23 protein-coding genes are annotated in these 22,663 nt (G+C 66.1%); 9 read left to right on the forward strand and 14 right to left on the reverse strand.

From position 1 onward, the window contains the following. Positions 1-110: 110 nt before the first annotated feature. From HAH_RS11735 to HAH_RS11755, 5 genes are all read right to left on the reverse strand, one after another. Positions 111-1,424 carry an MFS transporter gene (locus HAH_RS11735; protein WP_014041111.1) on the reverse strand — a complete coding sequence of 438 codons (1,314 nt, stop codon included), beginning with the start codon at positions 1,422-1,424 and terminating at the stop codon, positions 111-113. Between the two features lie 119 nt (positions 1,425-1,543). Beyond that, a complete protein-coding gene (locus HAH_RS11740) occupies positions 1,544-2,377 on the reverse strand; it encodes an endonuclease III domain-containing protein (protein ID WP_014041112.1) in 834 nt (277 codons plus the stop codon). A gap of 567 nt (positions 2,378-2,944) precedes the next feature. Continuing rightward, on the reverse strand, positions 2,945-5,413 hold the full coding sequence (locus tag HAH_RS11745) for a DUF5059 domain-containing protein (RefSeq protein WP_014041113.1): 2,469 nt from the start codon (positions 5,411-5,413) through the stop codon (positions 2,945-2,947). 76 nt (positions 5,414-5,489) lie between these two features. Continuing rightward, positions 5,490-6,269 carry an SAM hydrolase/SAM-dependent halogenase family protein gene (locus HAH_RS11750; protein WP_014041114.1) on the reverse strand — a complete coding sequence of 260 codons (780 nt, stop codon included), beginning with the start codon at positions 6,267-6,269 and terminating at the stop codon, positions 5,490-5,492. Continuing rightward, entirely contained in the window at positions 6,269-6,835 is a 567-nt protein-coding gene (locus tag HAH_RS11755; protein ID WP_014041115.1) for a nicotinamide-nucleotide adenylyltransferase, read from the reverse strand. Before HAH_RS11755 ends, HAH_RS11750 begins: the two co-directional genes overlap by 1 nt. 170 nt (positions 6,836-7,005) lie before the next feature. On the opposite strand from HAH_RS11755, the gene lonB reads away from it, so the two are divergent. Together lonB and HAH_RS11765 are read left to right on the forward strand one after the other, a co-directional pair. Further along, positions 7,006-9,135: an ATP-dependent protease LonB gene (gene lonB, locus HAH_RS11760; protein WP_014041116.1), complete on the forward strand. Its 2,130-nt coding sequence runs from the start codon at positions 7,006-7,008 to the stop codon at positions 9,133-9,135. Further along, a complete protein-coding gene (locus HAH_RS11765) occupies positions 9,136-9,963 on the forward strand; it encodes a CPBP family intramembrane glutamic endopeptidase (RefSeq protein WP_014041117.1) in 828 nt (275 codons plus the stop codon). On the opposite strand, the gene HAH_RS11770 is transcribed toward HAH_RS11765, so the two are convergent. The 3 genes from HAH_RS11770 to HAH_RS11780 form a co-directional block, all read right to left on the reverse strand. Further along, the gene (locus HAH_RS11770; RefSeq protein ID WP_023843387.1) at positions 9,960-10,463 is read right to left on the reverse strand and encodes an MGMT family protein; all 504 of its coding nucleotides are present in this window, start codon (positions 10,461-10,463) and stop codon (positions 9,960-9,962) included. The genes HAH_RS11765 and HAH_RS11770 overlap by 4 nt on opposite strands. A 230-nt stretch (positions 10,464-10,693) precedes the next feature. Continuing rightward, positions 10,694-11,695 (reverse strand): glycerophosphodiester phosphodiesterase, encoded by a 1,002-nt coding sequence (locus HAH_RS11775; protein WP_014041119.1) that lies wholly within the window; start codon positions 11,693-11,695, stop codon positions 10,694-10,696. A gap of 117 nt (positions 11,696-11,812) precedes the next feature. Next, the gene (locus HAH_RS11780; RefSeq protein ID WP_023843388.1) at positions 11,813-12,820 is read right to left on the reverse strand and encodes a deoxyhypusine synthase; all 1,008 of its coding nucleotides are present in this window, start codon (positions 12,818-12,820) and stop codon (positions 11,813-11,815) included. Between the two features lie 168 nt (positions 12,821-12,988). Here HAH_RS11780 and HAH_RS11785 point away from each other — a divergent pair, with 168 nt between their 5' ends. Together HAH_RS11785 and HAH_RS11790 are read left to right on the forward strand one after the other, a co-directional pair. After that, positions 12,989-13,681 (forward strand): AzlC family ABC transporter permease, encoded by a 693-nt coding sequence (locus HAH_RS11785; RefSeq protein ID WP_014041121.1) that lies wholly within the window; start codon positions 12,989-12,991, stop codon positions 13,679-13,681. Then, positions 13,671-14,000 carry an AzlD domain-containing protein gene (locus tag HAH_RS11790; protein ID WP_014041122.1) on the forward strand — a complete coding sequence of 110 codons (330 nt, stop codon included), beginning with the start codon at positions 13,671-13,673 and terminating at the stop codon, positions 13,998-14,000. The genes HAH_RS11785 and HAH_RS11790 overlap by 11 nt, the downstream gene beginning before the upstream one ends. On the opposite strand, the gene HAH_RS11795 is transcribed toward HAH_RS11790, so the two are convergent. The 4 genes from HAH_RS11795 to HAH_RS11810 all read right to left on the reverse strand — a co-directional run bounded on the left by HAH_RS11795 (position 14,001) and on the right by HAH_RS11810 (position 17,236). Then, positions 14,001-14,564, reverse strand: coding sequence for a SprT-like domain-containing protein (locus HAH_RS11795; protein ID WP_014041123.1), 564 nt, complete (start codon positions 14,562-14,564; stop codon positions 14,001-14,003). 4 nt (positions 14,565-14,568) lie between these two features. After that, entirely contained in the window at positions 14,569-15,336 is a 768-nt protein-coding gene (locus HAH_RS11800) for a Nif3-like dinuclear metal center hexameric protein (protein WP_014041124.1), read from the reverse strand. Positions 15,337-15,387: 51 nt separating this feature from the next. Next, on the reverse strand, positions 15,388-16,131 hold the full coding sequence (locus tag HAH_RS11805) for a prolipoprotein diacylglyceryl transferase (protein WP_014041125.1): 744 nt from the start codon (positions 16,129-16,131) through the stop codon (positions 15,388-15,390). Positions 16,132-16,264: 133 nt separating this feature from the next. Further along, the gene (locus tag HAH_RS11810) at positions 16,265-17,236 is read right to left on the reverse strand and encodes an alpha/beta fold hydrolase (RefSeq protein ID WP_014041126.1); all 972 of its coding nucleotides are present in this window, start codon (positions 17,234-17,236) and stop codon (positions 16,265-16,267) included. Between the two features lie 104 nt (positions 17,237-17,340). Here HAH_RS11810 and HAH_RS11815 point away from each other — a divergent pair, with 104 nt between their 5' ends. Continuing rightward, the gene (locus HAH_RS11815) at positions 17,341-18,366 is read left to right on the forward strand and encodes an amidohydrolase family protein (protein WP_014041127.1); all 1,026 of its coding nucleotides are present in this window, start codon (positions 17,341-17,343) and stop codon (positions 18,364-18,366) included. A gap of 36 nt (positions 18,367-18,402) precedes the next feature. Here HAH_RS11815 and speB read toward each other — a convergent pair whose 3' ends face one another. Beyond that, positions 18,403-19,206 (reverse strand): agmatinase, encoded by an 804-nt coding sequence (gene speB, locus HAH_RS11820; RefSeq protein WP_014041128.1) that lies wholly within the window; start codon positions 19,204-19,206, stop codon positions 18,403-18,405. Positions 19,207-19,208: 2 nt separating this feature from the next. Next, positions 19,209-19,589 carry a translation initiation factor IF-5A gene (locus tag HAH_RS11825; protein ID WP_004515075.1) on the reverse strand — a complete coding sequence of 127 codons (381 nt, stop codon included), beginning with the start codon at positions 19,587-19,589 and terminating at the stop codon, positions 19,209-19,211. Positions 19,590-19,772: 183 nt separating this feature from the next. Here HAH_RS11825 and HAH_RS11830 point away from each other — a divergent pair, with 183 nt between their 5' ends. Genes HAH_RS11830 through HAH_RS11845 form a run of 4 tightly spaced genes read left to right on the forward strand, consistent with a single transcriptional unit; the run spans position 19,773 to position 22,661 of the window. Next, positions 19,773-20,411 carry an HAD family hydrolase gene (locus tag HAH_RS11830; RefSeq protein ID WP_014041129.1) on the forward strand — a complete coding sequence of 213 codons (639 nt, stop codon included), beginning with the start codon at positions 19,773-19,775 and terminating at the stop codon, positions 20,409-20,411. Then, the gene (locus HAH_RS11835; RefSeq protein WP_023843390.1) at positions 20,405-21,328 is read left to right on the forward strand and encodes a CobD/CbiB family cobalamin biosynthesis protein; all 924 of its coding nucleotides are present in this window, start codon (positions 20,405-20,407) and stop codon (positions 21,326-21,328) included. Before HAH_RS11830 ends, HAH_RS11835 begins: the two co-directional genes overlap by 7 nt. Further along, the gene (gene cobS, locus HAH_RS11840) at positions 21,319-22,122 is read left to right on the forward strand and encodes an adenosylcobinamide-GDP ribazoletransferase (RefSeq protein ID WP_014041131.1); all 804 of its coding nucleotides are present in this window, start codon (positions 21,319-21,321) and stop codon (positions 22,120-22,122) included. The genes HAH_RS11835 and cobS overlap by 10 nt, the downstream gene beginning before the upstream one ends. Then, positions 22,122-22,661, forward strand: coding sequence for an NTP transferase domain-containing protein (locus HAH_RS11845; RefSeq protein WP_014041132.1), 540 nt, complete (start codon positions 22,122-22,124; stop codon positions 22,659-22,661). Before cobS ends, HAH_RS11845 begins: the two co-directional genes overlap by 1 nt. Positions 22,662-22,663 lie beyond the last annotated feature (2 nt).

Genomic DNA, 22,663 nt, shown 5'->3' on the forward strand with positions numbered 1-22,663 from the left:
GGATACAAACTGACCGAACCGCGTTGTAGTCGGGATAGTCCGCTGTCGTTCGGAGGAGACTGCGATATACTCCTGAGCCGGTCGGAACTCCCGGCCGACTGCCGACGGCCCTACGATGCCGATTTGCTGGCCCTGTCACCGGACGCAGTCACTGCCTCAGGCGCAATCGCCCCGAACAGCCAGACTGCGCCGCCAGCGACGAGAAACAGGCCGCCAAGCGCCGCAACTGCTGTGGTCGCCGTGGTTGCATCCGCCGCCACCCCAGCAGCAAGTGCCAGCGGCGTCCGGAGAGCCATATACGACATCGAGACCGCTGATAGCAACGTCGCCCGCCCGACCGCCTCGACATGGTCGTTAATATACCCGTTTGCGATGGGCTGGACCAGCGGCTTCGCGGTTCGGACTGTCGCGAACGTCGGTAGTGCCACCAGCGCAATCCACAGCGGTACCACGAGCGCGACAGCCGTCAGGGCTGGCACGACGATCACGGCTTTGCGGACGCCGAGACGGGCCTCAATTGCGCCGGCGTAGTAGCCGCCAGCGGACGAGACTGCTGTCAGGGCGGCGTACAGCACACCCAGTCCGAGCGCGAGCGCCGCGCCGGCCTCACCTGCTCGCGCCGCCGCGATCGGACCACCAGCGGGGACCTCTACGCCGAGAGTGGCGACGTACGACCCCAGCGTCTCGACCGCCATCGGCTGGACGTAGGTGTGAGAAACGCTCAACACGGCATAGAACAGTCCGATGTACAGTATCAGTGCTCGGAGCGGCGGTCGAGCCAGATGCGTGCGGATGACGGCGACGGTTTCCAGCGGATCGAGACGGTCGCCGGAGTCAGAGTCACCACCCCGGTCTGCGTACTGCCGGTTCTTCGGCAATGAAAGCAGTGCGACGGACCCGAGGCTATTGAAACCGACCGCAGCAACGAACGGATAGATCGGGTCCAGCCCGTACAGCAGGCCACCGACAACCATTGAGACTGCCGCAGTCCAGTTCTGCATCGCGTCACCCCGGCCGCGGATATGGCTGAACTGCCCGCTATCGAGTCGTTCAGAGAGTGTATCGTACAGCCACGCATCCATACTCCCCGAGCGTAACGTCAGCGCCAGCGCCCACAGTGCATAGAGGAAGCCGTACCAGAGAAACCCCGAAGCGAGAACGAAGCCTGCGAGTGAGGTAACGGTGAACAGCACGCTGAGAAGGAGGCTCGCACGCCGCCCGAGCCTGTCACCGACGTAGCCTGTTGGTATCTCGCCGACGACTGACAGCGCCGAACAGACCGCTGAGAGGACACCGACCTGTGTGAACGTCAGTGTTCGCAGGAGAAACAAGGTGAAAATGGGAGTTATGAATCCGACCGAAATCGTGGCACGGTACAGGTAGTACCGGCGCACTAACCCACGGTCGGATACCGGTCCGAACATACGGACGTTGTCACTTTCTGGGGACTAAAGCACTTCCTGAAACGTGATTCAGTACGATTTTTGACAGGAGAGTGCAGATATCAGCACCCAACGATAGTATTGCAGGGTACTGTGAAGCGTTAGACCGTTTCCGATGGGTCGGTGACCTCGTCAGCGGCCGGATACACGCCGACCTGGTCGCAGTGGCCCGCCAGCGGGCAGGCGTCGGGGTCGTCCAAACAGGCCGGCTTCCGGGCGCTACAGTACTCCCGGCCGAACTGGATCATCGCGGTATGTCCGAAGCCGCATTTCTCCCCAGGGACGTCGCGTTCCAGATACTCGCGGACAGTCTCGTGGTCGGCGTCGGGCGGGGCCAGCCCCATCCGGCGGGCGATGCGGTGGACGTGTGTATCGACGGGGAACACACCGCCGCGACCGCCCGCGAACAGCAGGACGCAGTCGGCGGTCTTCGGGCCGACGCCGTTCATGTCGAGCAGCGTTGACCGCACCTTCTCGGGGTCGCTGTCGCGGACGAACTCGTCGAAGCCCGCTTCGCCGCCGTACTCCTCGCAGATACGCTGAGCGAGGGCGATGATGCGCTCGGACTTCTGGTTGTAGAGCCCGGCTGAGGAGATGGTCTCGGCGAGTTCGGGCTGGTCGGCGTCGGCCAGCGCGCGGGCGAGGTCAGCATCGGTGCCGCCACCGCTCGCAGCCCCGCCGCCGCTCCCGTACCGCGCCATCAATTCGTCGTGGGCCGGCTGGCTCGCCTTGTCGGAGGTGTTCTGGCTGAGAATCGTCCGGACCAGGCACTCGAAGGCGTCCCGGCCGCCGTAGGTCTTCGTCCAGTACATTTCGCCGAGGCGGTCCACGATAGCTTCGGCCCGCGTCCCAGCCGTTTCCGGGTCGAACGTGGCTGACTGGCCGCCGCCAGCGGTCCCGCCGCTGATGTTCTCCGCTGGTTCCTCGTCGCTCATATCCAGTGCCAGGGCCGGCGGACTCAAAACGCCTACCCCGAACCGTTCGCATGACGGCGGCATCGCTTCTTCGCCGTCGCTATCGTCGTCAATGGTATGATGAACGGGAGTGATTGGCGGCGGGACCTATCCGGGCCGAGCGTCATCACAAAAGTGCTGATACAGACGATGTGAGATGGGTTCTCGTACTCTCCAGACACCATCCGCTGGGCGGACCGATAGTTCCGGTGTGGTCCACAGCAAAGGACCTGAAATGGGGCGTCCTTGGGGCGAGACGCCCACGGGACAGACACGAAAAACTCGTGGCGCGCGGCGACGGGCTATGCCCACGGTGGTCGTCGCCGCGAAAGATGGTCGAGACTGACAGGTCAATACCCGGTCACGTCCTGACTCTCACCTCCTGTAGGGCGGCGTTTGCGCGGACGACAGGGACGGCAGTACCCGACTCGCTACGGCGACAGATATCCCGTCTCGATGTGGCCTGTTCGTCCGGCATACAATTGTTTAGGCTACCCTAAAATACAAAAAGCCATCGGTTTCTAGGCGGGCCAAAAAGTAGAGCGTCGATTACTCCTCGACGATGACGGTGCCAACCATCCCCGCGGCTTCGTGCGGAATACAGACGTAGCCGTGCTCGCCAGCCGTCTCGAACGTGTGAACGTAACTCTGGCCGGACTGCACTGCCCCTTCCCCGTTCTCCCATCCCTTGCGTGCGGCCGACTCGCTCTCGAATCCGCCGGAGGCCCAGTAGGTCGCGTCCGACGGGATTTCGTCCGCCACAGCGGTGACCGAGTGCGGTTCGCCGCCGACGTGTTCCCAGGCGACTTTATCGCCGACGCTGACAGTGAGTTCTTCCGGCGCATACGCCACTGCTTCCATGTCGACGACGTGGTCGGCGTCGTCGGGAACGCCCTCAACGACGTTCGGGCCGCCGGACAGCGACGTCTCAGTCTCTTCGGACTCCTCGCTACCGTGGCCTCCGGACCCGCTCGGGGCGCTGTCGACAGCGCCGACGACAGCGAACTGCGCGGTTCGCGTCGCATCTGCAAGCACTGTCGGGTCCCCGTCGCCGTTCGTAAGCCCTTGCGAGTAGTCGCTCAACGCAGCCTCGAAGTTCTCGTAGGCGTCGTGGTCCGCTTCCTCCAGCATCTCGTGAACCCGTGCTTCCTCGAACGTCGCGAAGACGTCCTGCACGATGGCCGTCGCGGCCTCACCGTTGCCGCCGGCGCTCCCGGCGATGGCGTACGCCGCCGCGATGGCCTCGTCGTTGAACGCTGTCGCCGCGCTGGTGACATCCCCACCGTCCTGAGCGGCGGCACGAACGTCGGAAAGCGTCGATTCGAAGCTCTCGTAGATTTCCCCGTCGGCTTCTTCCAGCGCCTCGTGGAAGCCCGCCGCGCCGCTCTCGAAGTGGGCGAAGGTATCCTGGATGACGGTCGCCGCGCGGTCGGTTTCCGACAGCGCCGCGAGGCCGGCCGCGTCGAAGGCCCGCCCGATCATGTAGTCCGCCTCCGCTCCGCTGGCGACAGCCGTCGACAGGGCCGCTTCGAAGTCAAGCAAGGCCTGCTGGACCCCGTCGTGATGGGTCGCCACGGCTTCGCTGTCGTCGTTCTCGTAGGCCGACTGGAGTGCCACGAGGTGTTCCTCTTCGAAGCGATGGTAGAGGTCCTCGCTCTCGTGCTCCATCGTCTCGTGGAAGCCGAGTTCGTTCTCCTCGAAGCGGGCGAACACGTCTGAGACGATAGTCGCCGCGCTGTCGGCGTCGCCGAGGCGATACAGTTCGCGAGCGTCCGCAATGCGCGCACGGAAGAAGGCGGACTCCAGCGCCGCCCGGGCGTCCTCGCCGCCGACCAGCGCTTCGATACCAGTCACGAGGTTCGTATCGACCGTTTCGACGGCGCTGTCGATGCCGTCCGCGCTCCCGTTCTCGATGGCACTGGAAAGGTCCTCCAGTCCGCCCTCGAAGGCTTCGTAGGCCTCGCCATCGGCCTCCTCCAGCGCGTCGTGCGCGTTCGCTCCCTCGAAGTGAGCGAAGACGTTCTCGACGGCCGTCGACGCTGCATCGGCCGCGTCGTTGGCGGCGAGCCAGTCCGCATCGGCAATCCGGGCACGGTAGCTGCTCAGCGTGACCGTGTGCGCGTACGCCTGCCCGGGACCGCCGGCGGACGCGAGTGCGGCCGCGTCCCAGCCGCGGGCCTGCATCGTCGCGAGGTGACCTGCACCAGCGACCGCCTCTTGCTGGACCAGCGCATACGCACCTGTGACAGTCGCATCGAGCGCGGCGCGGGCCTGTTCGGTGACACCGCTCGCGTCTTCACTGCCCGCGGCGGAACCGATGCCAGCCAGTGCGTTCTCGAAGGCTTCGTAGGACTCCGCGTCCGCAGTCTCTATTTTGCTGTACACCAGCGCATCCTCGAACGCGGTCATCGTCTCCTCCGCGATGGTAGCGGCCGCTTCGAAAGCGCCCAGCGTCCCGGCCATGGCGGCATTGCTCGCCCGACTACCCAGCACGAGCAGGTCCAGCACTCTGGTGGCCTGCTGTCCGGCAGCGGCCTGCTGCGCTGTCTGGAGGTGGCCCGACGCTTTGTCTGCGGCCGAGGCGGCTCCGGACACGTCGCCCTCGGACAGCGACGACTGGACGGACCCGAGCGCGTCCTCGAACCCCTCGTATGCCGACTCGGACGTGGCTTCTAGCTGTTCGTGGGCTCCGTACTCGCCCGACGCCCCCTCGAAGCGGGCGAAAACGCTCTGGGCGACAGTCGCCCCGGCACCGGGTGCGCCGGCCCGGCCCAGCGCGACGGCGTCGTACAGCCGCGCCCGGTAGACGTTCCACTCAGTCGCGACAGCGGTCATCGGCCCGACCGAGACGCCGCTTTCGTCCCCCTCGTCGGTTTCCGCACCCGTTACCTGTTCTGTCGCTGCTTCGGTATCAGCTGACGCCGTGTTCGGTTCGGACGACCCCTGGCTTGGACAGCCAGCAAGGAGTCCCGTCGCAGCGATCCCCACCGTCTTCAGCAAGTCGCGTCTCTGTGGCATACAGTCGATTAGGCAGGCCTAAAAGACTTAACAGCACCGGTTTTTCGGCGAGCCTAAATCCCTTCGTGGTTACACATCATCTCAGTGATACGGAAACTGTGTCGCCGGTACTGACACCGAACGCTTCGTCGCCGCGGCCGCGGTTGACGGCGAGTTCGACGTTCCCATGGCTGCCAACAGTGACGAGTCGCTGGCCCTGGTCGACGGCGGCGTAGGCCCGTCGGACTGGTGCCTCAACGCCGTCGACCGAGACCACCCCGCCGAACCGCTCCGCAAGTACCGCACCGGGTATGTTCGTCACGGCGTTCCCGAAGTCATCGACGACGAGTACCTCGCCGGTCGCTCCGTCACCTTCGACTGCGGCTGCCGGGAACCGAAGGTCGACGTAGTCGTCGGTCGGCTCGATTTCGGGCCGTGTTTCAATGGTATCGACGCCGGTGTCGTGGACGGCCGCCGCGGCGGGCGCAAACACGTCCCGCCCGTGGAACGTCGTACTCGCCGGGTCGTCGTAGGCCCAGGTGAACACCTCGAACGCGTCCGGGGCGTCGTTCTCGGTTTCAGCCAGTTCGCGGGCGACTGGCAGGAGGACGCCGTTGTCAGGCCCCACGAGCGCGTGGTCGCCCGCACGGACGACGATGGCGTCTCTGTCGGTTCCGACGCCCGGGTCGACGACGACACAGTGGACTGCCGGCGGAAAGTACGGGAGCGTCTGCGTGAGCCAGAACGCCGCTGCCCGCACGTCCTGCCGTGGGAAATCGTGAGCGATATCCGCGATACGCGCGTCCGTCGCCCGACAGATGACGCCCTTCATCGCCGCCGGATACGGTGATCCGAAATCAGAGCTGAGCGTAATCATCAGTCGTCGAGGTCATCGATGGATTCGGTGACGGACTCGCCGCTGGCGGTGTATCGTTCGAGCGAGTCACTGTCTGAGACGTGCTGGAGTCGCTTGATGCCGTGGATCTCCTCGATGACTTCCACAACAGATGCCGGGACCCGGTCACGCCAGGACTCGTCGTCGATCATCCGCTGGCGGATCTCGCTGCCCTCCAGTCGGTCGCGGTCGAACATCGGCGACTGGCGGACCTCGATACCGGCCTCCTCGAACAAGCGGACGACAAGCGGATTGTTCGAGTACGCCACGTCGAAGTCCGGGCACATACTCTCGACGTGGCTCACCCAGACGGCGTTGCGGTTGATGTCCTCAAGGGGGACGACATAAGTCGTCAGGTCGTACTCCGCGACGGCCTTCGTAATCATCATGATTCGCTCGCCGGCCGTGAAGGGGTCGTGAGTGGTGTGTGAATCGTCGGCGCTTCCGATGCCCAGGACGAGTTCGTCCACCTCATCGGCGATACGTTCGACCATCGAGTGATGGCCGTTGTGGTAGGGCTGGAAGCGACCGATGTAGAACCCACGCATATTCCCCAGTGGGTGTGGTGGTTTGATAAACCCGACGACGCGGTACCGCCGGAATACAAGCACACCCAATTCGGGCGCTGTACTGCGGTTTCCGGGGTGTTGCAACAACCGACACGGGGAGAAAGTATATCAGTCGACAGGCCTTCCGTGAGTATGTTAGCAACGTTTGTATGAGCGACAACACCGACACCGACGCGACTCCCGACCCTGACCGGGAGGCATCCGACGCTGGGGAGGAAGAGGCGTCGACCAACGGGGCCAAACAGGACCCCGACGAACCCGCCTCTGAGCCCTCGGCCGACGAGCCATCCGACCCGTCCGAGGAGCGATGGGGCGGCGAGGGAGAAACGTCCGAAACGACACTCGGAAGCGATGTCCAAGTTGACGGCGAGTCCGAACTGGACGGAGACGAGGAGAATCTCCTCGGCGGTCTCGAAATCGAGTCGACCGCCGACATCGAAGTGCCAGACCGACTCGTCGACCAGGTCATCGGGCAGGACCACGCCCGTGACGTGATCAAGAAGGCGGCCAAACAGCGCCGCCACGTCATGATGATCGGCTCCCCCGGGACGGGGAAGTCGATGCTGGCGAAAGCGATGTCCCAACTGCTTCCGCGGGAGGAGCTGCAGGACGTTCTCGTCTATCACAATCCCGACGACGGCAACGAGCCGAAAGTTCGCACCGTCCCCGGCGGCAAAGGGGAACAGATCGTCGAGGCCCACAAGGAGGAGGCCCGCAAGCGAAACCAGATGCGGACCTTCCTCATGTGGATCATCATCGCCATCGTCATCGGCTACGCCCTCATCCTCGTCCAGCAAGTCCTGCTGGGGATTCTCGCGGCCGGTGTCATCTATCTCGCGTTCCGCTACGGTTCGCGCGGTAGCGACGCGATGATCCCGAACCTGCTGGTCAACAACGCCAACCAGAAGACTGCGCCGTTCGAGGACGCGACGGGCGCTCACGCCGGCGCACTGCTGGGCGACGTTCGCCACGACCCGTTCCAGTCAGGCGGGATGGAGACGCCGAGCCACGACCGCGTCGAACCCGGTGCCATCCACCAGGCCAACAAGGGCGTGCTGTTCGTCGACGAGATCAACACGCTCGACATCCGCAGCCAGCAGAAGCTGATGACGGCCATCCAGGAGGGCGAGTTCTCCATCACAGGCCAGTCCGAGCGCTCCTCGGGCGCGATGGTCCAGACCGAGCCCGTTCCCTGTGACTTCATCATGATCGCGGCGGGGAACCTCGACGCGATGGAGAACATGCACCCCGCGCTGCGCTCCCGTATCAAGGGGTATGGGTACGAGGTGTACATGGACGACACCATCGAGGACGACCCCGAGATGCGACGGAAGTACGCCCGGTTCATCGCCCAGGAGGTCGAGAACGACGGGCGGCTCCCGCACTTCACCGAGGAGGCCGTCCAGGAACTCATCCTGGAGGCCCGGCGTCGCGCCGGCCGCAAAGGCCACCTCAGCCTGAAGTTCCGTGACCTCGGTGGGCTGGTCCGCGTCGCCGGCGACATCGCCCGCGCCGAGGACCGCGACCGCACCGAGCGAGCGGACGTGCTACAGGCCAAACGCCGCTCCCGGTCCATCGAGCAACAGCTCGCGGACAACTACATCGAGCGCCGCAAGGACTACGAGCTCACCGTCAACCAGGGCGACGTGGTCGGCCGCGTCAACGGGCTCGCCGTCATGGGCGAGGACAGCGGTATCGTCCTCCCTGTCATGGCCGAGGTCAGCCCATCACAGGGTCCCGGTCAGGTCATCGCCACCGGACAGCTCAAGGAGATGGCCGAGGAAGCCGTACAGAACGTCTCGGCGATTATCAAGAAGTTCTCCGACGAGGACATCTCCGAGAAGGACGTCCACATCCAGTTCGTTCAGGCCGGTGAGGGCGGCGTCGACGGCGACTCCGCCTCTATCACCGTCGCCACCGCGGTTATCTCCGCGATAGAAAACGTTCCGATCAAGCAAAACCTCGCCATGACCGGCTCACTGTCGGTCCGGGGCGACGTGCTCCCGGTCGGCGGCGTCACGCACAAGATCGAGGCGGCCGCCAAGTCCGGCCTCGATACGGTCATCATCCCCGAGGCGAACACGCAGGACGTGATGATCGAGGACGAGTACGAGGACATGATCGAGATCATCCCCGTCTCGCACATCTCTGAAGTCCTCGAAGTCGCCCTCGCCGGCGAAGCCGAGAAGGACTCGCTGGTCGACCGCCTCAAGTCCATCACGGGCAAGGCGCTCGATCACGAGGTCGGCCGGCAGAGCGGCAGCCCAAGTCCCCAATAGATGCCCGAGTGGGCCGCGTTCGTCGGCCTGACGGGGTTTCTTTTAACCGCGCTTCTCGGTCTCGCACGGCTCTCGCAGGGAGCCGTACGGTCCGACGGCGGTGTCTCGTCGACAGTCGACGGTACTTCGATGGCCACCGAACCCCAGGACCCGACTCTCCCACGCTTCGAGACACAACGGGCGGCGGCCCAGCGACGGCAGATGCAGGATACGCTCGCCCCAAGTGACCTCTCGACAGGGGCCTTACTTGCCAACGTCGCGTTCACGCAGGGGCTGTTCGGCGTGTTGCTGGTCGCTGGCGCGTTCTACTTCGAAATCCCGGCCAGTGCGTTCGGTATTACTGCGGACGCTCTCTCGACTGGACTGCCGGCGATAGCCGTCGGCATCGGCGCTGGCGTCGGGTTCTGGCTGGGCAACGAACTCGCCGCGGCGCTGGCCGACGGCTTCGGCGTCGCCTTCGACGAGTCGCTGCGGGAACTGCTCGCCCCGGACTCGGCCGGCGGCTGGGTCGTCCTGCTGGGCGGTGTCCTGCCGGTCATCGCCATCGTCGAGGAACTCCTCTTCCGGGCGGCGGCTATCGGCGTTCCCGTAGCCGGCCTCGACGCGCCGGCGTGGGCGATGGCCATCGTCGCCTCCGTCGCCTTCGCGCTGGGCCACGGTGCACAGGGTCGGATGGGCATCGTCGTCACCGGCACGCTGGGGCTGGCGCTCGCGGGCCTGTTCATCGCGACAAACAGCCTGCTCGCCGTCGTCGTCGCCCACTACCTCGTCAACGCCCTCGAACTGATCGTCCACGAGGGGCTGGGCGTCGACCGGCTCTGGGCCTAGAGGCCCTCGATAGCGCGGAGTTTCTGCTCGACGGGCGGCGGCGCGGCGCTCGGTCCGTCACGGACTCTATGGTCCGGAATCAACAGCGGCACGGGGTTCGCGGCCAGTGCCTTCCGGACCTGCGCAAGGTCGTCCTCGTCGTCGTCGTCCAGATCCGGCGTCATCCGCGCGACCTGTGCAACGGTGGCGTCCTCGCCGTACGGAATCTCTTGGACCGCTTCAAGCACTGTGCGCTGGTCCGTCGGGACGGTGAGGCCGACGGTGACGTCCGCGAAGTCGTCCTCGACCCCCTGAAGATACTCGTCGATGCGGTCGAGCAGCGCGTGGTCCGCCCCGGCGTCGTCCTCGGGCTGGGACGGAAACGACAGCGAGATGATCCGGTCGCCGGCCTCACCGAGCTGGACGTACCGGTCGAGATACGACGACTCGCGGGCGTAGATTCCTGCGTCCCCGGTCGGTGCTTCCATACTAGCGTCGTCGGCCGGTCGCCCCTTCAACATTCGGCCTTGGATTGATTGAAGAGACAGACTGGGAAGCGATTTCGAACAGCCAGAAAGCCCGTTGGACAATCCAGGCTGGGTGGGACTGAAAGGGGCGAGGCGCTGGGCTACTACGACTCGCTGCGCCCTTCGCTCACTGCGTTCGCTCCAGTGCTTGCGTCGCCTCGTACGCCCAGCGCCTCGGGGCTTTCAGGCTCTTTGAGGAAACACAACGAAAACGAGATCCGCCGTCAGTCCTGAACGGAGAGCACGCTGGGGTAGTCAGAGATGAGCCCGTCGACGCCGGCCCGGACCAGTTCACGGGCCTGATACCACGTACTGATCGTCCAGACGTTCAGATCACGGCCTTCGTCGGCAGCGACGTCGACGAGGTCGATATCGCTCAGATTGGACTCGATGTAGCCGTCGTCGTTGAAGAAGGGCGTTCCCTGAACCATGTTCCGAGGGACGTGCATCGCGTCACAGTCGTAGCGGCGGGTAATTTCCAGCCCCGCCTCGATGTCATTCCAGAAGAGGCAAGCGATGGGAATCGAGTCGTCGTAGTCGCGGACGGTCGCGAGCGCGGCCTCGTAGAACGACGAGACGAGGATGTCGTTGTCGTACTCGCTGACGAGGTCGAGCGCGCGCTCGGTGTAGGGCCGCCACACCGCTCGCTGCGCCGACAGCGCCTGGTCCGGCAGCGACTCAGCGAAACGGAGGTCCTGACTGCCGGGGTTCTTGAACTCCAGATTGACGGCGACGCTCGGCGGAATCGAGTCCATGACCGTTTCGAGCGTCGGGACCGTCTCCCCGGTGCCGAGAACAGTCGCACTGGTCACAGTATCGGTGTCGGTCTCGAAGACGAGCCCGTCAGCGTCGGTCAGACCGCGCTCGCCGCCGTCACGCTCGGCCAGCCCGTCGTCGTGAAAGGTGACGAGCGTGCCGTCGGCCGTTGGCACGACATCGACCTCGATCATGTCGGCGCGTCGGTGGGCCGTCTGGGCTCCCGGACCGCCGAACGAGGACGCCTCGACGGCCAGTTCCGTGTTCTCCGGGTAGACGCCGGCGAATCCGCGGTGAGCGATGAGCGTCGTGTCGTCAGTCATCGCTTTGCGCTCGCTGTCGTCGGTGTCACTGTTGGTTGTGTCAGTATCATCCGATTCCTGGGGCGTTGCGCTCCCCACGAGTCCCGCGCTCGCCAGCGTCGCCGCTGTCCCTCCGACGAACGTCCGTCGGCCGATGTACCGTGACATGCTAGGTACGGCTGCCGAGCGGTTGTGAAAGACCGTTTATATGAGGGATATATGCCTCTCAGTAGACGTGCCCCACAATGTCCAGACCTGTCGCCGTCTACGGCGGCGTGGTCACGCTTACGCGCTGTGCCGCTCGCGGGCCGCGGCCACGACCAGCGGGAGTGTAATCGTCGCGTCGGCATACACCGAGACATTCCGGGCGTCCTTTTCAAGCTTCCCCCACGAGCGGGCCTCGTCGAGCGTCGCGCCGGAGAGGCCGCCGGTGTTCGATGGGTCCATCGTCAACTGGACGGCGTAGTCGTAGGCATCGGGCGAGACCAGCATCGTCTGGAGGACGTAGTTCTTCGGGACGCCGCCGCCGACGACCATCGCTCCCGCGCTATCGGCTTCGTATGCGATGTCCGTGATCTGTGTCATGTCCGCCAGCGCGTCGACGGTGAACTCGCTGGTCTGGGAGTACATCCACGCCTGCAGCCCCAGCACGGAGTCCTGAAAGGCCGGGCAGTACACCGGCACGTCGTTCTCGTAGGCCGCCGCCAGCACGCCAGCGTCCTCGGGCACGTCCTCGCGCTCGTTGACCTCGCTGTTGGCTCGGCCCAGTTCCTCCGTCATGCGCTGGATCGAGACCGCGCCCTCGTCTTCCAGCGTCGAGAACACTTCGTCCCGGAGGTGGTTCTCGAACAGGGCGAAATGCTCCTGGGGGAGGTAGACGTTGTAGATCCGGTCGACGCCCTCGTCACGGAGCGTCTCGTCGTGTTCGCGCTCCGTTTGCCCCTCGGGTGTCACCTCGCCGTGGTGGTGCTTGCCGCCGATGGCCTCGATGCTGTCGTGGGTGCAGTTCGCGCCCGTCGTCACGAGTACGTCGATGTGGCCGTCGCGGATGAGTTCGCTGACGATGGCCCGCATCCCGGTCGGGACCATCGCGCCGGCCAGCCCGAAGAAGGTCGTCACGTCGTCGTCGAGCATCTCGCTGTAGATGTCGACGGCCTCGTGGATGTCGTTCGCGCCGATGCCGGCCTCGCCGTAGCTGTCAGCCAGTTCGCCGACCGTCATTCCGGCCCGGGCTTCCGCGTGCCCGATCGGATCGTGATGGAACGTCTCCCGCTCGTCGGTGTGGTCGCTCATTACAATGCAGTCGAATGGCGTCGGGTTTCAACGTCGTGGTTCGCCGTGACGGGTAGAGGCCGTTGTCGACGTGCCGTCACACACCGCGGACGGCCCATGCATCGACGTGCCGTCACACACCGCGGCTGAAACGGAGGGCTTAGACGCCCCTGCGTTGGATTGGGAGCTATGGATACTGCTGCGTTCAGGCGCGGCGTTCGGGATGTTGCGCCGCTGTTGCTAGGAATTATTCCGTTTGGCCTCGTTGCCGGCATCGCGACCGTCAACGCCGGACTGGGGCTGCCGACCGCAGTCGGGCTGTCGGTGGTCGTCTTCGCCGGCGCATCACAGCTCGCGGCGCTGGAACTGCTGGGACAGAACGCTCCGCTGACGGTCGTTGTCGCGACAGCCGTCGTCATCAACCTCCGGCTTCTGATGTACTCGGCGTCGATTGCCCCGTACTTTCGGGACTTCACTGGTCGGTGGAAGGCGGTGCTCGCCTACGTGTTGACCGACCAGGCGTACGCGCTGTCGGTCGCCAGCTACCGGTCGGACCGTGAGACGGACCGGAAGTGGTACTACCTCGGCGTCGCCGTGACGCTCTGGGCGGTGTGGCAGGTCACGACTATCGCGGGGGCGCTACTCGGGACCGGCGTCCCGGACGCCTGGGGTCTCGAATTCGCTATCCCGCTGGTCTTCCTCGCGATTCTGGTCCCTGCAATCGAGGACGCAGCGACCGGCATCGCCGCTGTCGTCGGTGGAACCGTCGCCGTCGTCGGCGCTGGCCTCCCGCTCAATCTCGGACTGCTCGTCGCGGCCGGGGTTGGCATCACGGCTGGCGTTCTCACGGAATCCGCCACGGGAGGGACCGATGGCGACTAATTACGGCCCGGTTGAGATAGCCGGTGTCGTCGCTGTCATCGGCGTGTTGACCTACGCCTGTCGCCTCTCGTTCATCGCGCTGTTCGGTCGGCTGGACGAAATTCCGCCGGTCGTCGAGCGGGTGTTGCGGTTCGTCCCCGCCGCCGTCCTCGCCGCGCTTGTTCTCCCCTCGTTCGTGACACTCGACGCCGGTAGTTTCGCCGCGGACAAGTTCGTCGCCGGAGCGCTCGCGGCAGGCGTCGCCTGGCGGACCGAGGACGTGTTCGCGACAATGGTGACCGGGATGGGCGTCCTCTGGGCCATCAGGTTCCTGCTGTAGTCAGCTCAGTTCCAGCGAGGCCCCACAGCAGTCAGACCGGTACTGCTCGCGTCGCTCGACGAGCTTGCAGTCCTGATAGCGGCGGGCGACGAGGTCCCCACACGCCCCGCAGGTGAGGACGTGCTTGGGATCGGAGAAGGCCGGACAGTGGACGTCGGTGTCGAGCTGGTCGGCCCGTTCTTGAAACGCCCGGCCGTGGTCGGTCGTCCCGTCGCGCTGATATTGCTCGACGTGAATGAGTTCGTGGCGCAGTGTTGCCTCCCAGGCGTCCCGCTCGAAGGCCGAAAAGGCGTCCCAGGTCAGCGACACCGTACATCGAAGCGGGCGGCCGTCGCTCCCGTCGACGCTGTCCCAGTCGTACCGCTCGCCGACGGTGGCGTCGTCCAGTTTCGACCGCTTGACTGCGGCGGCCCGACGCTTGGCTCGGTGGGACACTGCCCAGTCGACGAGGTCGAACCGAACCGAGACGCCCTGCTCGCGGCGGACCCCGCGACAGTACTGTTGCGACCAAGCGATGAGGTCCGCATCCGAGCTAACGCCCTCGAACGAAACGACATCTGCCATCGCCTTAGAGGCCGGTCGGGCAGTCGATGTAGGTCGTCTCCAGCCCCCAGTCCTCGACGACGGTCTGGAGCGACTGAACGCCGAACGTCTCCGTCGCGTAGTGGCCGGCGAGAATGACGTGGAGTCCCTGCTCGCGCGCCTCGTGGAAGGCCTGCTGTTTCCCCTCGCCGGTGATGAGCACGTCGGCGTCCGTCTCGACCGCCTCTTGCAGCCAGTCGACGCCGCTGCCAGTGACGATGGCGACGTCCTCGACAGTCGACGGGCCGAAATCAAGCACTTGAATTGGCTGTCCGCCAGTATCCAGATTTCCTTCGAGGGTTTCGGCGAGTTCGGAGACCGTCTGTGGTTCTTGGAGGGAGCCACGCTGGCCGATGTGCTCGCCGCCCATCGATCCGAACGGCGCACGGTTGTCGAGGTCCAGCAGGTCCGCGACGCCGGCGGCGTTGCCAAGCGATTGATGGCCGTCTAGCGGGAGATGCGCGACGTACAGCGCGAGGTCGTTGTCGATCAGCGGTGCGACCCGGCGGTAGTTGGTTTCCGTCACGCGCTCCATCCCGCCCCAGACGATACCGTGGTGGGTCACGAGCAGGTCAGCGCCCGCGTCGGCGGCGCGGTCGATGGTCTCGACGGCCGCATCTACTGCGAAAGCGACGTGCTCGACCGGCTGGCTCGCCGGCCCGACCTGCAGACCGTTCGGACTGGCGTCGATGTCGGCGTAGGCCTCGATGTCGAGTCTGTCGTCGAGACGCGTCGCGATGTCGCCTGCGTTCATGGCGCGGACTTCGAGATGACCGGTGGTATGTTTTTCTCTACCGGCGACGGGCTACCCATCCGATTCGACCAGCTGGCCGTTTTCCTGACCGATGAGGTCCCGGTCCACCGCGGCGTCGATGATGGCGTCGAACTGCTCCCCGTCGATGTCGTAGGCGTTGACCGCGACCTCGCGTATCTCCGCACGGTCGACGGGCATCTCGCGGTTCTGGAGGAGGCGCATCACCTTGTTGTACTCCAGTTTCGTCAGCGAGGGGCCGTCAGCGCTGTCGTCGCTGTCCGTACCGCGTTCGGTGTCCTCGCTCCCAGTGTTCGCCGCCGAGTCATTCGACTCGGTCGGTTCCGCCGCTTGTCCGTCCGTGGTGTCCGATGCCGCCGGGTTCGTCGCATCTGGCTTCGCAGTCGCCTCCGTCGTCGCCGCTGACTGCGCCGACCGTTCCTGTCCCGCCGCGCTCGCGCCGTCGTCGCCCAGCAGCGAGCCGTCATCGGCCGGCTCGACCACGCTGTCGGTGGTCGCCTGTGCGTCGCCTGCCGTCGTTCCAGAATCATCCAGTAGCCCCGGCGGCTCCGTGGTCCCGGCGTCGCCAGTCGTTTCCGCTGTCTCGCGGGCGTCCGCCTTCGCCGCCTCGACGGCCGGTTCGACGATGGTTGCGAGCTTCTCTCGGCAAGTCGAGCAGAGAACGACCGTCCCCTGCTTTTCGGCTTCCGGGTCCAGCGATTTCGGGATAATCGGATATTCGGAGAGCGAGACGTCGAGCGCGCCGCCACAGAAGTAACACGACGATAGCTGGTCCATGCTCTCAACCGAGATGGCCTGTTTACTAAAAGACTACTTGCTGTGTCGGATGCCGAGCAAGTGGTGACGGCCACGGCGGTCCGAACAGCACTGACGCTGAGCGATTGTTTGCGGTGTATTATAACGAAAACGCTCAGTTATCGAAGAATCCTCGGACCAGTCCAGCGACTTCATCACCTGGTTCCAGCCACGGCGTATGACCGTGTCCCGGGAGTTCGTGGAACTCGGCGTCGGGCATCTTCTCGGCGACGGGGCGACCGACGTCAGGCGGATAGAAGGCGTCCTCCGTCCCCCAGACGAACTGCGTCGGGCAGTCGATTCCAACGATTTCGTCCCTGATGTCGAACAACGGGTGGACACGGCCGTACGAGCCCTGTGCGGTCGCTAGCGACCGCTGGCTTTCCGGCCGGCCGGGCAGATCCTGGCCGGCGGCGAGCAGTTCGTAGAACACGTCCGGTATCGCTGCGGCGTCAACGACGTTGACCCGCTGCATCGACTGCCTCGCGTTCTCGACTGGGTCACCACGGCTGAGCAGCCACAGCAACACCCGGTTGAGGCCACGAACCGTCAGCAGGCGAAACAGGAGCGGGAGGTCTCGCGAGACGCCGCCCGGCGCGCCGACCAGTTGCAGTCGGTCCACACGGTCGTGGTCGATTGCGAGCAGAAGCGACTGCAGGCCGCCGTGAGAGTTCCCGGCGACGTGGGGACGGTCGATAGCGAGGTCGTCGAGCAGTTCCAGCAAGTATGCGACCAGAAACGAACGGAGGTCCCGGTCCCGGTAGCTCGGCGCGGCTGAGAGGCCGAGGCCGGGCCGGTCGGGAGCGTACACGCGGTACTCGTCGGTGAGCGCCGGGACCAGCGGGAGCCACGTCGCTGCTGGCGTTCCGACACCGTGGAGCAGAAGTAGGGGGTCGCCGTCCTGATTCCCACCGACCAGATAGTGAACGCGACCCGCGGCGTCCGTCTCGGTCACTCTGGACTCGACGGAATGGTCGTAGTGGTCCACAAGACGGGCCTGTGCGTCCGCGTATCGGCGCTCGGCCGGATGGGACCAGTCGTCTGGCGACAGCGCGCAGTCCTCGGAAACTGTGGTACTGCCACTCATACTCGAACTGTCCGGCGCCGTCCGCATCAGTCTACCGCGGCCAGTGCTACATGGCAAGATTGCGCCTCCATGAGACACATATAGCTCCGCTTCCTCGCACCCACATGGAGGCTATCGAAGGAACCGTCCTTGCCGGGCGGTCGTTCGAGCCGGTCCACGGCAGCGTTGTCGTCGAGGACGGCTACATAACGGCCATCGAGGAGACGTCCGAGCGCGAGAGCGACCACGACCGCATTGTCTTGCCGGCGTTCGTGAACGCCCACACGCACGTCGGCGACTCAGTCGCCAAGGAGGCCGCTGTCGGTCTTGGCTTGGAGGAGGCAGTGGTGCCACCGGACAGCCTGAAACACCAGCAGATCGCAGCGGCCGACGACGAGACGCTGATTGCCGCGATGCACCGCACACTTCGATTCATGCAGCGAACCGGCACCGCGGCGTTTCTCGACTTCCGGGAGTTCGGCGTCGACGGGGCACGGGCACTACGCGAGGCCGCCGAGGGACTCGATATCGAGGCCTTCATCTTCGGGAGCGATGACACTGCGGTGCTGGACGTGGCCGACGGGTTCGGTGCCAGCGGCGCGAACGACGACGATTTCACCGCCCGGCGGACCGCCACCGAGGAGCGCGGGGCCCCGTTCGCTATCCACGCCGGCGAACCGGACGCCACTGACATACACCCGGCGCTGGATCTGGAGCCGGAGTTGCTGGTCCACATGGTCCATGCCGAAGCAGAACACCTCGAACGGGTGGCCGATCAGGACGTCCCTATCGCGGTCTGTCCCCGTGCGAACCGCGTCCTTGAGGTCGGCCGACCGCCGATTGAGACGCTTCTGGAGTACACTGACGTGGCACTCGGGACTGATAATGTGATGCTCAATGCACCATCCATGTTCCGTGAGATGGAGTACACCGCGAAGACGTTTGACCTCCCCTCGCGGACGGTGCTTCGGATGGCCACGACCGCTGGGGCCGAAGCGGTCGGCCTCGACTGCGGTGTCATCGAACCCGGCCGCCGGGCCGCACTGCTGGTCCTCGACGGCGACTCAGACAACCTCTCGGCTGTCGCCGACCCAGTCGACGCGGTTGTCCGGCGAGCGTCGCCGATGGACATCCACCGAGTTGTCTGCTGAAGCCGACGGCGAGAATATTCCCCGATACATCTCGGATTAGCGCTGGTCCGCGTGGGCGAACACGAACGCCCGGAGGAGTTTCGCGGCCAGCGTCGCCGTCTGACCGTCGTCGCGGTCGTTGACCTCGACTACGTCGAAGCCGACGGTCTGCGGTGCGACGGCTCGGACCACGGTGTGCATCTCCCGCGGGTCGAGGCCGAACGGTTCCGGCGTCCCGGTGCCCGGCGCGAACCCGGGGTCGGCGGCGTCGATGTCGACTGAGAGGTACACCCGCTCGTCGTCGAACGCAGGCGACCAGTCGGCCACGTCCTCGGGCGGGACGACGGTCACGTCGGGTTCGTTCGCGCGGTCCCATTCGGCTTCCGAGCCAGTGCGTGCGCCCAGCACAATCGCTTCGTCAGCCACCGAGAGCGCGTGGTGGGTCACCGTCGCGTGGGAGTACTCGTCGCCGGCGTAGGATTCGCGCAGGTCGAGATGCGCGTCCAGACAGACGAACACGTCTGGATCGAGCGCACGCACGCCGGCCACAGAGACGGTGTGTTCGCCGCCGACGACGAGCGGGACGGCCCCCTCGCTCTCGAAATCCGAGAGAGTGCCCTGGAGGAAAGTGAGGTACTCGGCAACGTCGGCCGTGGGGCCGATGTCGCCGTGATCGTAGACGGAACAGTCAGTGAAGTGCTGGTCGGTGCGGTGGTCGTAATCGTCGAACTGCTGGCCGAACTGGCGGACGCGGCGTGGGCCAAAGCGTGCACCGGGGCGAAACGACGTCGACGCGTCGAGTGGCGCGCCCACGAGCGCGTAGTCGGCCGCCCCGCGGTCGGCCCCCGCACCGGGCAACATCGTTACGAGCGTGTGATCTTGCGCTGTTCCTCGTACTGGAGGTACTCGATTTCGTCGTCAGGCTGGAGGTCGATGTCCTCGGGGACCCGCATCGTGAACGTGTCGTAGGTGTCGAGGTCCATTACCTGGGCGTCGTTGCCGTCGGTCGAGACGACCTGCCCCTGCTTTCGGTTGACAATCGGGACCCAGACCTTCGCGTCGACGGGCTGGGACAGCGAGCGCTTCTTGCCGTCGAAAACGCCCTTGGCGTCGATGCGGGCCTTGGCGCTGCCGTGCTTGCCCGGCTTGGCCGTGCTGTAGGAGTTAATCTTACACGGCGTGTCTTCGATCATGACGTAGCTTCCCTCGTCGAGCTCTCGAACTTCGGTCTGCTCTCTTGCCATACCGCCGGATTACCCCTGTTTGGGTATAAACGGTTTGGAATGCCGCAGGCCAGGTCCATCGCTGGGCTCGTCCGAAGAAACGAGTCCTCCAGCGCCCGGAACTCCTCGACAGCAGCCCGACTCCCACAGCAGTTCCCACGTCTACCCCCACAGTTCAAGTGAGCTTGCACTAACCACACAGATGTGGCACTCTCGTTCGACCTGTTCGGGACGCTCGTAGCGGCAGACCGGCCGTCAGAGCCGTGGGACGCCATTGCGGAGACGCTTTCGGCCCAGTCGGTTCGGGTGCCGGACGACTGGGAGGACGCCTATCGCTCGGCCCACCGCGAGTACGACCGCGGCCGGGAAGCGCCGCTGGACGAACACGTTCGACTGGCGCTTGCCAGCCGCGGAGTCGAGGTTGCCGAGGAGACGGCGACCGAGGTCGTCCTCGATGCCTTCGACAGCCCGGTGACGGTCCGCGAGGGAGCCATCGAAGCGCTGGACGCCGCAGCACAGCGTGGCCCGGTCGCTGTCTGTTCGAACTGCAGTGTCCCTGGATTGGTCGAGCGAACGCTGGAGCGAGCGGCCATCGAGAATCAGAGCGGCCACGCGTTCGACGCCGTCGTCACCAGCGTCGACTGCGGCTGGCGGAAACCGCACCAGCGCATCTTCGAGGTAACTGCTGACGCGCTCGACGCGGAGCTTTCTGACCTCGTCCACGTTGGCGACGACGCCCGAACGGACGGCGGCGCGGGCCGCGTGGGCGCGCAGTCGATGTTACTGGAAGACCACCCGCTACCGGCGATAGCCGAGAAGCTCCGGGAGGGAACGCTGTGTTGAGCGCGCTGGCGGTGGCCGTCGCCGGCGGGCTGGAACTCGCAATCGGTGAGCCACCGACCCGATTGCATCCCGTTGCGTGGTTCGGACGACTCGTCGGGGCGGTCGACCGCGAGTGGGACCACCCGCTTGCGGTCGGGGCGCTCGCCGCGGCGCTGTTGCCGCTCGGAGCCGCCACGGTGGTCGGCGCGACTGTCGCGCTCGCCGCCGGCCGCGCGCCCCTCGCCGCCGTCGCGCTCGCCGGCCTCGCGCTGTTCCTGACCACGAGCCTCCGCAGTCTCCTCTCGACCGCTCGGGGCGTCATCGCCGACACCGAGGCCGACCTCGCGGCTGCTCGGGACGGGCTGCTCGCACTCGCTGGCCGCGACGCCAGCGCGCTCTCTGCGGGCGAGGTTCGCAGCGCCGCCGTCGAGAGCGCGTCGGAGAACCTCGCCGACGGCCTCGTCGCGTCGCTGGCCGCGTTCGTCCTGGGCGGGCTCGCCGCTGCGGGCGTCGGCCTTCTACCGCTTCCCGTCGCTGCCGGGACAGCGGCGTGGATCAAGGCCGTCAACACGATGGACTCGATGCTTGGCTACCGCTCGAAACGCGTCGGGACGCCTGCGGCGCGGCTCGACGACGCCGTGATGTGGCTCCCGGCGCGGGCGAGTGCGCTCCTGCTCGCCGTCGCCTGCGGGTCGCCCCGGTCGGTGGCCCAGGCCCGGGACTGGCTGGACGGCGTTCCCTCGCCGAACTCCGGGTGGCCGATGGGGACGGCCGCCGCGGCGCTGGACGTTCGACTCGAAAAGCCCGGCGTGTACGTCCTCAACCCCACGAGACACCTCCCCGATGTGGCGACAGCCCAGCGTAGCGTCACGCGGGTTGGCGTCGCCGGGGTGCTGGCGTATCTGCTGGCCGGTCTGGGGGTGCTCGCGTGGTTCTGACCGCGGTCCGGGGGGCGCTCGGCTTCCTCTCACGGCTCCCGGTCGGCCACAGCGAACGGGCATGGGACGCCTTCGTCGGGACACCGGCGGCGTTCCCGATGGCCGGCTACGTCGTCGGCGGCCTCGTCGCGCTCCCGTTCCTCGCCGCCGGCCTGCTCCCGGCCCCGGTCGTCGCCGCGGCCTACCTCGGAGCCGTCGTCCTCGTCGCCGGCGTCAACCACGCCGACGGCCTCGCGGACCTCGGGGACGCCGCCGTCGTCCACGGCGACCCCGCGGAGCGCCGCGACGTGATGCGGGACACGACTGTCGGCGTCGGGGCCGTCCTCGCGCTGGGGACCGTCCTCCTCGCGCTGGCGTTTGGCGCGCTGGCCGCTGCCGGGCTCCCGCCGCTGGTCGCTGTCGCGCTGGTCCTCGCCGCCGAGGTGGGGGCGAAACTCGCGATGGCGACGCTGGCCTGCGTCGGACGCCCGAGCCACGAGGGTTTCGGGTCGACGGTTATCAACGGGAACAGCCCACGCCACCTCGTCGGCTCGCTCGCCGTCGCGCTCCCGGCCGCTGTCGTCGCCGTTCCGTCCACTGCAGTCGCAGTTCTGACCGGCCCGCTGCTCGCTCTCGGCCTCTCTGGCTGGGCTGACCGGCGACTGGGCGGCGTCAGCGGCGACACGTTCGGCGCGGCCAACGAACTCACGCGCGCCGTCGCGCTCCACATCAGCGTCGCCACATGGTCGCTGTTCGGTGGTGCCTGGCCGGTGCCGCTTGTCGACTGGGAGGTGCTCGCATGGACGCTCTCGTGATGTGTGGCGGGCGCGGGACGCGGCTGGACACCGAGGCCGAGAAACCGCTCTTTCGGGTCGGCGGTGTCCCGATGGTCGACCGGGTCGTCGGCGCACTGGAAGACAGTTCCGTCGAAAGAGTTATCGCTGTAACGTCGCCGAACGCACCGGAAACGCAGTCACATCTGGACGTGCCCTGTATCGAGACGCCGGGTGAGGGGTACGTCGCCGACCTCGACGCGGCGCTGGCCGACGGCCGACTCGCCCGGCCGGTGCTGACCGTCGCCGCCGACCTGCCGCTGCTTGACGGCGAGATAGTGGACCGCGTGCTCGACGAGCACAACGGGGGCTCGCTGACGGTCCTGGTCCCGGCTTCGCTGAAGCGTGCCCTCGGCGTGAGCGACGACCCGACGTTCGACAACGGAGGTCGGGAGGTCGCGCCGACAGGCGTCAACGTCGTCGGCGACGGCCCCGACGACGCCTGGCTCACGCGGGACCGACGCGTCGCGGTCAACGTCAACACGCTCGCTGACGCGCGCGTGGCTGAGCAATGGCTGTAACG

The organism is Haloarcula hispanica ATCC 33960, assembly GCF_000223905.1.
Lineage (GTDB): Archaea > Halobacteriota > Halobacteria > Halobacteriales > Haloarculaceae > Haloarcula > Haloarcula hispanica.

What these genes read in the sequence shown, in the direction of transcription:
- HAH_RS11735 (WP_014041111.1), bottom strand. Translation starts at nt 1,424, where the DNA reads ATGTTCGGACCGGTATCCGACCGTGGGTTAGTGCGCCGGTACTACCTG.
- HAH_RS11740 (WP_014041112.1), bottom strand. Translation starts at nt 2,377, where the DNA reads ATGAGCGACGAGGAACCAGCGGAGAACATCAGCGGCGGGACCGCTGGC.
- HAH_RS11745 (WP_014041113.1), bottom strand. Translation starts at nt 5,413, where the DNA reads ATGCCACAGAGACGCGACTTGCTGAAGACGGTGGGGATCGCTGCGACG.
- HAH_RS11750 (WP_014041114.1), bottom strand. Translation starts at nt 6,269, where the DNA reads ATGATTACGCTCAGCTCTGATTTCGGATCACCGTATCCGGCGGCGATG.
- HAH_RS11755 (WP_014041115.1), bottom strand. Translation starts at nt 6,835, where the DNA reads ATGCGTGGGTTCTACATCGGTCGCTTCCAGCCCTACCACAACGGCCAT.
- lonB (WP_014041116.1), top strand. Translation starts at nt 7,006, where the DNA reads ATGAGCGACAACACCGACACCGACGCGACTCCCGACCCTGACCGGGAG.
- HAH_RS11765 (WP_014041117.1), top strand. Translation starts at nt 9,136, where the DNA reads ATGCCCGAGTGGGCCGCGTTCGTCGGCCTGACGGGGTTTCTTTTAACC.
- HAH_RS11770 (WP_023843387.1), bottom strand. Translation starts at nt 10,463, where the DNA reads ATGTTGAAGGGGCGACCGGCCGACGACGCTAGTATGGAAGCACCGACC.
- HAH_RS11775 (WP_014041119.1), bottom strand. Translation starts at nt 11,695, where the DNA reads ATGTCACGGTACATCGGCCGACGGACGTTCGTCGGAGGGACAGCGGCG.
- HAH_RS11780 (WP_023843388.1), bottom strand. Translation starts at nt 12,820, where the DNA reads ATGAGCGACCACACCGACGAGCGGGAGACGTTCCATCACGATCCGATC.
- HAH_RS11785 (WP_014041121.1), top strand. Translation starts at nt 12,989, where the DNA reads ATGGATACTGCTGCGTTCAGGCGCGGCGTTCGGGATGTTGCGCCGCTG.
- HAH_RS11790 (WP_014041122.1), top strand. Translation starts at nt 13,671, where the DNA reads ATGGCGACTAATTACGGCCCGGTTGAGATAGCCGGTGTCGTCGCTGTC.
- HAH_RS11795 (WP_014041123.1), bottom strand. Translation starts at nt 14,564, where the DNA reads ATGGCAGATGTCGTTTCGTTCGAGGGCGTTAGCTCGGATGCGGACCTC.
- HAH_RS11800 (WP_014041124.1), bottom strand. Translation starts at nt 15,336, where the DNA reads ATGAACGCAGGCGACATCGCGACGCGTCTCGACGACAGACTCGACATC.
- HAH_RS11805 (WP_014041125.1), bottom strand. Translation starts at nt 16,131, where the DNA reads ATGGACCAGCTATCGTCGTGTTACTTCTGTGGCGGCGCGCTCGACGTC.
- HAH_RS11810 (WP_014041126.1), bottom strand. Translation starts at nt 17,236, where the DNA reads ATGAGTGGCAGTACCACAGTTTCCGAGGACTGCGCGCTGTCGCCAGAC.
- HAH_RS11815 (WP_014041127.1), top strand. Translation starts at nt 17,341, where the DNA reads ATGGAGGCTATCGAAGGAACCGTCCTTGCCGGGCGGTCGTTCGAGCCG.
- speB (WP_014041128.1), bottom strand. Translation starts at nt 19,206, where the DNA reads ATGTTGCCCGGTGCGGGGGCCGACCGCGGGGCGGCCGACTACGCGCTC.
- HAH_RS11825 (WP_004515075.1), bottom strand. Translation starts at nt 19,589, where the DNA reads ATGGCAAGAGAGCAGACCGAAGTTCGAGAGCTCGACGAGGGAAGCTAC.
- HAH_RS11845 (WP_014041132.1), top strand. Translation starts at nt 22,122, where the DNA reads ATGTGTGGCGGGCGCGGGACGCGGCTGGACACCGAGGCCGAGAAACCG.